Genomic DNA, 9,469 nt, shown 5'->3' on the forward strand with positions numbered 1-9,469 from the left:
TGGCGCATGAGCTGGACGATCGCGGCTGGTCCGTGCCCCTGGCAACCGCCGACCGTGCCGAGCGTTTCGCCGGGCATTTTCCGGCCGCTGCCGTCCACCCGATCCAGTCGGCGACGATGGGCTCGAAAAATCCTTTTGCCCTGCTTGGTGCCTTCTGGAAAATCTGGCGCGGCGTGCGCCAGGCTTCTGCCGTCATCGCCAGGATCAAGCCGGATGCCGTCGTCGGCTTCGGCGGCTATCCAACCTTGCCGCCGCTCTACGCGGCGACACGGCGCAAGGTACCGACCCTGATCCATGAGCAGAACGCGGTGATGGGGCGCGCCAACCGGGCGCTGGCCGGCCGTGTCGACGCGATCGCCGGCGGCTTCCTGCCGCAGGACAGCAGTGCAGCCGGGGTCAAGACGGTGACGACAGGCAATCCGGTCCGGCCTGCGGTGCTGGAAGCGGCCAAGACTGCCTATGCGGCATCTGCCGGGGATCAACCGTTCCGCCTGCTGGTTTTTGGCGGCAGCCAGGGCGCCCAATTCTTTTCCGATGCCGTGCCGGGAGCCATTGCGCTGCTTTCCGACGCCCAGCGCAAACGGCTGGTCATTACCCAACAAGCGCGCGCCGATGACGTGGCGCGGGTCAAGGCGGTCTATGCCACCCTTGGCGTCGCCGTCGAGGTCTCGCCCTTCTTCACCGACATGGCGGCACGCATGGCGGCCGCTCATCTGGTGATCTCGCGTTCCGGCGCCTCGACCGTCTCGGAGATCGCCGTCATCGGCCGGCCGGCGCTGCTGGTGCCTTACCCCCATGCGCTCGATCACGATCAGGCGGCGAACGCGGCGGCCCTTGCCGCTGCCGACGGCGGCGAAGTGCATCCGCAATCCTCGCTCTCGTCCGAACGCATCGCAGCGCTTGTCGGCGGGCTGATGGACGACCCCGATCGGCTGACGGCAATGGCGGCGGGTGCGAAATCGGCCGGCAGGCCGGACGCGGCACGGTTGCTCGCCGATCTTACAGAGGCTATTGCGTCCAAAAAAACCGTTTCGGATTTCAGGAAGGGGACGCAAGCATGAAGATGCCGCAGACCATCGGCCTTGTGCATTTCATCGGCATTGGCGGCATCGGCATGAGCGGCATTGCCGAAGTGCTGCACAATCTCGGCTACAAGGTGCAAGGGTCCGACCAGGCCGAAAGCGCCAATGTGCAGCGGCTGCGCGACAAGGGCATCGAATGCTTCGTCGGCCATAGGGCCGAGAATCTCGGCGATGCCGAGGTGGTGGTCGTCTCGACGGCGATCAAGAAATCCAACCCTGAGCTGAAGGCCGCGCGCGAAAAGCTGCTGCCGATCGTGCGCCGGGCCGAGATGCTGGCCGAACTGATGCGCTTTCGCCAGGCGGTGGCGATCGGCGGCACGCATGGCAAGACGACGACGACCTCGATGGTGGCGACCTTGCTCGATGCGGGCGGGCTCGATCCGACCGTGATCAATGGCGGCATCATCAATGCCTACGGCACCAACGCCCGCATGGGCGACGGCGAATGGATGGTGGTCGAGGCCGACGAGAGCGACGGCACCTTCCTGAAACTGCCGGCCGAGATCGCGGTCGTCACCAACATCGACCCCGAGCATCTTGACCACTATGGCAGCTTCGACAAGGTGCGCGAGGCGTTCCGCCAGTTTGTCGAGAACGTTCCGTTCTACGGTTTTGGCGTGATGTGCACCGATCACCCCGAAGTGCAGGCGCTGGTCAGCCGCATCGAGGACCGCCGGGTCATCACCTATGGCGAGAATGCGCAGGCCGACGTGCGCTTTACCAATCACCGCATGTCAGGTGCCATTTCGGAATTCGACGTGGTGATCCGCGACCGCAAGACCGGCGGCCAGACTGTCATAGCAGGCCTGCGCCTGCCGATGCCCGGCCGTCACAACGTCTCCAACGCGACGGCAGCAATCGCGGTCGCGCACGAACTCGGCCTGTCGGCCGAGGCGATCAAGAAGGGCCTGTCGTCCTTCGCCGGCGTCAAGCGCCGCTTCACCCATACCGGTTCGTGGGACGGCGTCGAAATATTCGACGATTACGGCCACCATCCGGTCGAGATCTCGGCGGTGCTGAAGGCGGCGCGCAGCGCCACCCAGGGTCGTGTCATCGCCATTGCCCAGCCGCATCGCTTCACCCGGCTGCATGATCTGTTCAACGAGTTTTCCACCTGCTTCAACGACGCCGACACAGTAATGGTGGCGCCGGTCTACGCCGCCGGCGAAGAGCCGATCGACGGCGTCAGCTCGGACGCGCTGGTGTCGCGCATCCGCGCCGGCGGTCATCGCGACGCGCGCTACATCGAGGGCCCGGCGGCGATTGCGCCCATCGTCCGTGATCTGGCCAAGCCGGGCGATTTCGTCGTCTTCCTTGGAGCCGGCAACATCACCCAATGGGCCTATGCGTTGCCCAAGGAGCTTGGCGGGACCGTCTCATGAGGCACGGCCAGGCCCTGATCGACAGACTTGGCGACCGGCTTGCCGGCCTGCGTGGCCGCCTGACGCCGAACGCCGAGATGGACAAGATCACCTGGTTCCGTGCCGGGGGGCTGGCTGAAGCGTTGTTCCAGCCGGCCGATGAGGAGGACCTTGCCGCGTTCCTGAAAGCCGTTCCCGAAGAGATACCGCTGACGGTCGTCGGCGTCGGCTCCAACCTTCTGGTCCGCGATGGCGGCATCGAGGGCTTTGTCATTCGGCTTTCGGCCAAGGGCTTCGGCGATGCCGAGGTGATTTCGCCAATCAGGATCAAGGCGGGAGCTGCGACCCCCGACAAGCGCGTCGCAGCGGTGGCGCTCGAGGCCGGCATTGGCGGCTTTCATTTCTACCACGGCATTCCGGGTGCAATCGGCGGTGCGCTGCGAATGAATGCCGGCGCCAATGGCGTCGAGACGCGCGAGCGCGTCATCGAAGTGCGAGCACTCGATCGCAAGGGCAATGTGCAGACGCTGAGCAATGCCGATATGGGATACGCCTATCGCCATTCGGCGGCTCCCTCCGGGCTGATCTTCACCTCCGCCGTGTTCGAAGGCTTTGCCGAGGACAGGGCGACCATCAAGGCTGCGATGGAGGCCGTGCAGAACCATCGTGAGACCGTGCAGCCGATCCGCGAAAAGACCGGCGGCTCGACCTTCAAGAATCCCGACGGCACATCGGCCTGGAAGGAGATCGACAAAGCGGGCTGCCGCGGCCTGATGATCGGCGGCGCGCAGATGTCGCCGATGCATTGCAACTTCATGATCAACACCGGAACCGCGACCGGCTACGACCTTGAATATCTCGGCGAGACGGTGCGCACGCGGGTGCTGGAGAATTCCGGTATCCGGCTGCAATGGGAAATCAAGCGCATCGGCAATTTCCGGCCAGGGCATGCCGTTCAGGAGTTTCTCGGGCAGCTCCTTTAAGGTGCGCTGATATTCAGGTGATGCTCCGCTCCGGTTCTCGAAAGCCATCGTTTTCGACTCGGCCTGACCTGAATCTCGACACACCTAGCGCCTCGTTGAAGTTCATGTGATGCATGAACTTCAACGAGGCGAAAAACGGTCCGCGACCGTTGCCGCAAAGACTCAACGACACGCTTTTCGCATCCATTTTCTTAGAAAGTGAATCTCTCGGAATCGTAAGCACTTGCCAGTGAATCAACTCTCTGATTCTCTGCTCGAAAGCGTTTCCTGATTTGAGTCGTTCGACGCGTTTTCAGCGTTTTCCGTCTGGGGGGGCAACCTGCCGGGAGACTCTGACTCAATGTTGCGGAAAATCTGGTTTTGGTCCGCCGTGAGAGAGGGGATGCCGGGGAATGAAAAACAAGCATGTGGCCGTCCTGCTGGGTGGTTTTTCGTCCGAGCGGCCCGTGTCCCTGTCCTCCGGAAAGGCTTGCGCCGATGAGCTTGAGAAGGAAGGTTACCAGGTCACCCGCGTCGATGTCGGGCGCGATGTCGGCTCCGTGCTTGCCGAGCTCAAGCCCGATGTCGCCTTCAATGCGCTGCACGGCCCTTTTGGTGAGGATGGCACCATCCAGGGCATCCTCGAATATCTCGGCATTCCCTACACCCATTCCGGCGTGCTCGCCTCGGCTCTGGCCATGAACAAGGAGCAGGCCAAACGGGTTGCCAAGTCGGTCGGCATCGTGGTCGCCGAATCGAAGGTCGCCAGCCGCTTCGCCATCCAGAACAAGCATCCGATGAAGCCGCCCTATGTGGTCAAGCCGGTCAATGAGGGTTCGAGCTTTGGTGTCGTCATCGTGCATGAAGGCCAGTCGCATCCGCCGCAGGTTCTTGGCTCGTCGGAGTGGAAATATGGCGATACCGTCATGGTCGAGCGCTACATCCACGGCAGGGAGCTGACCTGCGCGGTGATGGGCGATGTGGCGCTGGGGGTCTGCGAGATCATCCCGACCGGCCATTCCTTCTACGACTATGATTCAAAATATGTCGCCGGGGGATCAAAGCACGAATGCCCCGCAAAAGTTTCACCGAATATTTACCAAAAAATACAAACACTGGCGCTCAAGGCTCACCAAGCGATCGGCTGTCGGGGCGTTTCCCGGTCGGACTTCCGTTATGACGATCGGCATTCCGAAAACGGCGAGATTGTCTGGCTCGAGGTCAACACCCAGCCGGGTATGACGCCGACGTCCTTGGTGCCTGAAATCGCCGCCCATGCCGGGCACTCGTTTGGCGATTTGTTGAGTTGGATGGTGGAGGACGCTTCGTGTCTGCGTTGAAATGGGGACAGGGTAGGGAGAGGGGCGCGGCCGGTCCGGCGCTGTTCGGCCTGTCGTTGTCGTTGGACCATTTCGTGCTGCCGCGGATGCTGCGCCGCCCGGTGCGCATTATGGCGCGCCTCGGTGTCGGAGAATTCCAGGCGCCACGCTTTTCCGCGGCCATGATGTCGGCCGTGCTGATTTTCTCGAGCAGTGCCTATGGCGCCTATCTCGGCGGTCATGTCGACGGTATCGTGCAGAGCATCACCGCCCGTACCGGATTTGCCGTCGATCAGGTCAAGGTGGTGGGCAATCGCCAGACCTCGGAAATCGATATACTCGACAGGCTTGAACTCGACGGCTGGACGTCGCTGATCGGCTTTAATGCCGAGGCCGCGCGGGAACGAATTGCGACCTTGCCGTGGATCGAGGTCGCGGCGGTGCGCAAGGTCTATCCGCATACGCTGGAAGTGCGTGTCGAGGAGCGTGAGGCTTTCGCGCTCTGGCAGCAGGGTGACGAGCTTTCGGTCATCGAGAAGAATGGCGCCATGATCGCGCCGTTCTCGGGCGGCAAGCAGGTGCTTCTGCCTCTGCTGATCGGCACCGGCGCGCCGGCGAGCGCGCCCGATTTCCTGGCCAAGGTCGAAAAATATCCCGAGCTCGCGAACCGGATCAAAGGTTATATCCGTGTCGGCGAACGGCGCTGGGACCTGAAGCTGGACAATGGCATCACCATCAAGCTTCCCGAGGACGACGAGGATCAGGCGCTCGCCGAACTCGTGAAGATGGATCATGACAACGGTTTGCTGTCGCGCGACATCGCCGCCGTCGACATGCGCCTGACGGACCGGCTGGTCGTCCAGTTGACGGCGGAAGCGGCGACGCAGCGCGAAGCCGCCCTCAACGAGAAACCCAAGAGCCTGAAGCGCAAGCCGGAGACGAAGATATGAGCTGGCTTGGCAGTCCTGGCGATGCCGCGTCGCGCCGGTCTGGCACCCTGACGGTGCTGGATGTCGGTTCGAGCAAGGTCTGCTGCATGGTGGCCAAGCTCAAGCCGTGCGATGACGGCAAGCTGCTGCGCGGCCGTTCGCACCGGATCCAGGTGATCGGCATCGGCCATCAGAAGTCGCAAGGCGTGAAGTCGGGTGTCGTGGTCGATCTCGACAGGGCGGAGCATGCCATCCGCCTTTCCGTCGACGCAGCCGAGCGCATGGCCGGGCTGACGGTTGATTCGCTGATCGTCAACATGACGGCCGGCCGGCTGAAGAGCGAAGCCTTCTCCGCCACCATCAATCTTGGCGGCCACGAGGCCGACGAGGCCGACATCAAGCGCGTTCTCGGTGCAGGCGCCAAGCAGGCGCTGAAGGCCGAGCGCGAAGTGATCCATTCGCTTCCCGTCGGCTTCTCGCTGGATGCCGAACGCGGCGTGCGCGATCCGCGCGGCATGGTCGGCGACGCACTCGGCGTCGACATGCATGTGCTGACCGGCGACGCCGCGCCGATGCGCAATCTGGAGCTGTCCATCAACCGTTCGCATCTGTCGGTCGAGCGCATGGTGGCGACGCCCTATGCCAGCGGGCTGGCGGCGCTGGTCGACGACGAGCTGGAAATGGGTGCGGCCTGCATCGACATGGGCGGCGGCACGACGACGATCTCGGTGTTTTCGGAAGGCAAGTTCGTCCATGGCGACGCCATCGCCATCGGCGGCAACCATGTCACGCTGGACATGGCCAAGGGGCTGTCGACCTCGCTTGATGCCGCCGAACGGCTGAAGGTGATGCATGGTTCGGCGCTGCCCGGCAGCGCCGACGATCGCGACCTGGTCTCGATCCAGCCGATCGGTGACGATGGCGACGTGCCCTTGCAGATCCCGCGCTCGGTGATGACGCGCATCGTGCGCGACCGCATCGACGAGACGCTCGAACTGCTGCGCGACCGGCTGAACAAGTCCGGCTATGGCAATGCAGTGGGCAAGCGTGTGGTTCTTACCGGCGGCGCCAGCCAGCTTGCCGGCCTGCCGGAGGCGGCGCGCCGCATTCTGGGACGAAATGTGCGCATCGGCCGCCCGCTCGGCGTGGCCGGCCTGCCGGAAGCGGCGAAGGGGCCGGCCTTCTCGGCCGCGGTGGGGCTTCTGATCTACCCGCAGATGGCGAGCTTCGAGAGCCATCCGGCGAAAGGAATTTCCGGTCTCAAAATGACCGGAACGGGCGGAAAACTGCATCGCATGAGTCAGTGGTTGAGAGACAGTTTCTAAAATTGACGGGGACAGCCCCATAGGCGGCCGCGGCGGCGAAGCGGCGTGAAAGGCAAAGGACGGAGACAATGACCATCAATCTGCAAAAGCCGGACATCACCGAGCTTAAGCCGCGCATCACCGTGTTCGGTGTCGGCGGCGGCGGCGGCAATGCCGTCAACAACATGATCACCGCCGGTTTGCGCGGCGTCGAGTTCGTGGTGGCCAACACCGACGCGCAGGCGCTGACCATGTCGAAGGCAGGCCGCCTGATCCAGCTCGGCGCTCACGTCACCGAGGGGCTCGGTGCGGGATCGCAGCCGGAAGTCGGCCGTGCGGCGGCGGAAGAGTGCATCGATGAAATCCTCGATCACCTGACCAACACCCATATGTGCTTCGTGACAGCCGGTATGGGCGGCGGCACCGGCACCGGTGCTGCTCCCGTCGTTGCCCGCGCAGCGCGCGAAAAGGGCATCCTCACCGTCGGCGTCGTCACCAAGCCGTTCCACTTCGAAGGCCAGCGCCGCATGAAGACCGCGGACTTCGGCATCGAGGAATTGCAGAAATGCGTCGATACGCTGATCGTCATCCCCAACCAGAACCTGTTCCGGCTGGCCAATGACAAGACCACCTTCGCCGATGCCTTCGCCATGGCCGACCAGGTGCTCTATTCCGGTGTCGCCTGCATCACCGACCTGATGGTCAAGGAAGGTCTGATCAATCTCGATTTCGCCGACGTGCGCTCGGTCATGCGCGAGATGGGCAAGGCGATGATGGGCACCGGCGAAGCTTCGGGCGAGGGCCGCGCGATGGCCGCCGCCGAAGCGGCGATCGCCAACCCGCTGCTCGACGAAACCTCGATGAAGGGCGCCAAGGGCCTGCTGATCTCGATCACGGGCGGCCGCGACCTGACGCTGTTCGAAGTCGACGAAGCGGCGACCCGTATCCGCGAGGAAGTCGACCAGGACGCCAACATCATCCTGGGCGCCACTTTCGACGAGGAACTCGAAGGCGTCATCCGCGTCTCGGTGGTTGCCACCGGCATCGACAAATCGGCGGCTGAAATCGCCGCTGCGCCGATCTCGATCCGCACGGCGCCTCCGAAGCCGGTCAGCCGCCCGGCGGCTCAGATCGCGGAGGCTCGCCCGGCGCCTGTTCAGCAGGCGGCCTACGAGCCACGCGCTGTCGACCCTGTCGCCGAAGCCATCCAACTGGCCGAAGCCAATGCCGCGGCGATGGCGCAGGCGCGCCCGGCTCCTGTCGCTCACGCAGAAGATTTCCGCCCACAGAGCAAGATCTTCCAGGCGCCGCCAGCACAGCCGATGCCGCAGCCGGTGGTCCAGCAGATGCAGCCGGCCCCGCAGCCGCGCGAGATGCTGCGCGAAGCCCCGCAGCCTGTTGCCATGGCACCTCAGCGTATGCCGCGCGTCGAGGACTTTCCGCCGGTCGTCAAGGCCGAGGTGGATGCCAAGAGCCGCCCGGTGGACCACGAGAACAACAGCGGACCGATGGGCCTGCTGAAGCGCCTGACCAACGGACTGACCCGCCGCGAGGAAGAACCCGCAAGGCTGCAGCCGGCGCAGCCGCGTGAGCCCAAGCTGCGCCAGGCGGCGCCCGAAGTGCGCCGCCTCGCCAGCCAGGATGCGCAGCTCTATGCGCCGCGCCGTGGCCAACTCGACGATCAGGGCCGCCTGACGCCGCAGGTGAGGACGACTCAGGAAGACGATCAGCTGGAGATTCCGGCGTTCCTGCGCCGCCAGGCCAACTGATTGGTAAACGGACTGTAACATTTGTTAACAGGCAAGCGAGGAATCGCTTGCCTGTTAACGTTTTAAATGATGTGATTTCAATAACTTACAAAGTCGCACCCATTCCAGTTCGCGGTTACACAGAGTAAGAAACCGTGATTTGGAGTCTCCCTGACGGGACATTATCTTCGCTGCCTACCATCATCGGTTTGCCGGGATTTCGGGGGAAGTCGCCCTGCCAACCGATTCACACAAGAGCCGCGCCCTCGGGCTGGAGAAGCGGACCTAGGCATTACGGGCTTATGGGGATTGTCTTGCACGACTATCAGACGACATTGAAGACGCGCGCGTCGCTTACCGGCACCGGCGTCCACAGCGGCAAGGAAGTGTCCATCAGCTTCATGCCGGCGGATGCCGACACCGGCATCGTTTTCCAGCTTTTCAACGGTGCCGAGCAGGGCCGCGAGTTTCGTGCCCTGGTTTCGGAAGTCGGCGCCACCGACCTGTGCACCATGCTTGGTGATCCCGCCGGCGAGCATATCGCCACGGTCGAGCACATCATGGCGGCGCTGTTTGGGCTCGGCATCGACAATGTCGCTGTCGAGATCGACGGTTCCGAGGTTCCGATCTTCGATGGCAGCGCCATGGCGTTCGTCGAAGCCATCGACCAGGCGGGCATCGAGACGCTTTCGGTCAAGCGCCGCTATATCAGGGTCATCAAGCCGGTCCGCATCGAGAACGGCGCCTCGTGGGCGGAGTTTCGG

The 9,469-nt window shown here is 63.6% G+C and carries 8 protein-coding genes; all 8 read left to right on the forward strand.

Annotation, left to right across the window (positions count from 1 at the left end; genetic code table 11):
- The coding region (locus EOA22_RS15620; RefSeq protein WP_164755467.1) for a UDP-N-acetylglucosamine--N-acetylmuramyl-(pentapeptide) pyrophosphoryl-undecaprenol N-acetylglucosamine transferase at nucleotides 1–1,061 on the forward strand (1,061 nt) is incomplete at its 5' end.
- Nucleotides 1,058–2,464 (forward strand): UDP-N-acetylmuramate--L-alanine ligase, encoded by a 1,407-nt coding sequence (gene murC, locus EOA22_RS15625; protein WP_013530958.1) that lies wholly within the window; start codon nucleotides 1,058–1,060, stop codon nucleotides 2,462–2,464. The genes EOA22_RS15620 and murC, both read left to right, overlap by 4 nt.
- Complete coding sequence (gene murB, locus EOA22_RS15630; RefSeq protein WP_063168309.1) at nucleotides 2,461–3,426, forward strand: UDP-N-acetylmuramate dehydrogenase; 966 nt, start codon at nucleotides 2,461–2,463, stop codon at nucleotides 3,424–3,426. The genes murC and murB overlap by 4 nt, the downstream gene beginning before the upstream one ends.
- A gap of 392 nt (nucleotides 3,427–3,818) precedes the next feature.
- Complete coding sequence (locus EOA22_RS15635) at nucleotides 3,819–4,745, forward strand: D-alanine--D-alanine ligase (RefSeq protein WP_013530960.1); 927 nt, start codon at nucleotides 3,819–3,821, stop codon at nucleotides 4,743–4,745.
- Nucleotides 4,733–5,674, forward strand: coding sequence for a cell division protein FtsQ/DivIB (locus EOA22_RS15640; protein WP_063168308.1), 942 nt, complete (start codon nucleotides 4,733–4,735; stop codon nucleotides 5,672–5,674). The genes EOA22_RS15635 and EOA22_RS15640 overlap by 13 nt, the downstream gene beginning before the upstream one ends.
- Nucleotides 5,671–6,978, forward strand: coding sequence for a cell division protein FtsA (gene ftsA / locus EOA22_RS15645; protein WP_127390069.1), 1,308 nt, complete (start codon nucleotides 5,671–5,673; stop codon nucleotides 6,976–6,978). Before EOA22_RS15640 ends, ftsA begins: the two co-directional genes overlap by 4 nt.
- Before the next feature lie 68 nt (nucleotides 6,979–7,046).
- A complete protein-coding gene (gene ftsZ / locus EOA22_RS15650; RefSeq protein WP_063168307.1) occupies nucleotides 7,047–8,726 on the forward strand; it encodes a cell division protein FtsZ in 1,680 nt (559 codons plus the stop codon).
- A 281-nt stretch (nucleotides 8,727–9,007) separates the two neighbouring features.
- On the forward strand, nucleotides 9,008–9,469 hold a 462-nt coding region (locus EOA22_RS15655; protein ID WP_206521287.1), incomplete at its 3' end, for a UDP-3-O-acyl-N-acetylglucosamine deacetylase.

The organism is Mesorhizobium sp. M7A.F.Ca.US.014.04.1.1, assembly GCF_003998745.1.
In the GTDB taxonomy this organism is placed as follows: domain Bacteria; phylum Pseudomonadota; class Alphaproteobacteria; order Rhizobiales; family Rhizobiaceae; genus Mesorhizobium; species Mesorhizobium ciceri.

What these genes read in the sequence shown, in the direction of transcription:
- EOA22_RS15635 (WP_013530960.1), top strand. Translation starts at nt 3,819, where the DNA reads ATGAAAAACAAGCATGTGGCCGTCCTGCTGGGTGGTTTTTCGTCCGAG.
- murC (WP_013530958.1), top strand. Translation starts at nt 1,058, where the DNA reads ATGAAGATGCCGCAGACCATCGGCCTTGTGCATTTCATCGGCATTGGC.
- murB (WP_063168309.1), top strand. Translation starts at nt 2,461, where the DNA reads ATGAGGCACGGCCAGGCCCTGATCGACAGACTTGGCGACCGGCTTGCC.
- ftsA (WP_127390069.1), top strand. Translation starts at nt 5,671, where the DNA reads ATGAGCTGGCTTGGCAGTCCTGGCGATGCCGCGTCGCGCCGGTCTGGC.
- ftsZ (WP_063168307.1), top strand. Translation starts at nt 7,047, where the DNA reads ATGACCATCAATCTGCAAAAGCCGGACATCACCGAGCTTAAGCCGCGC.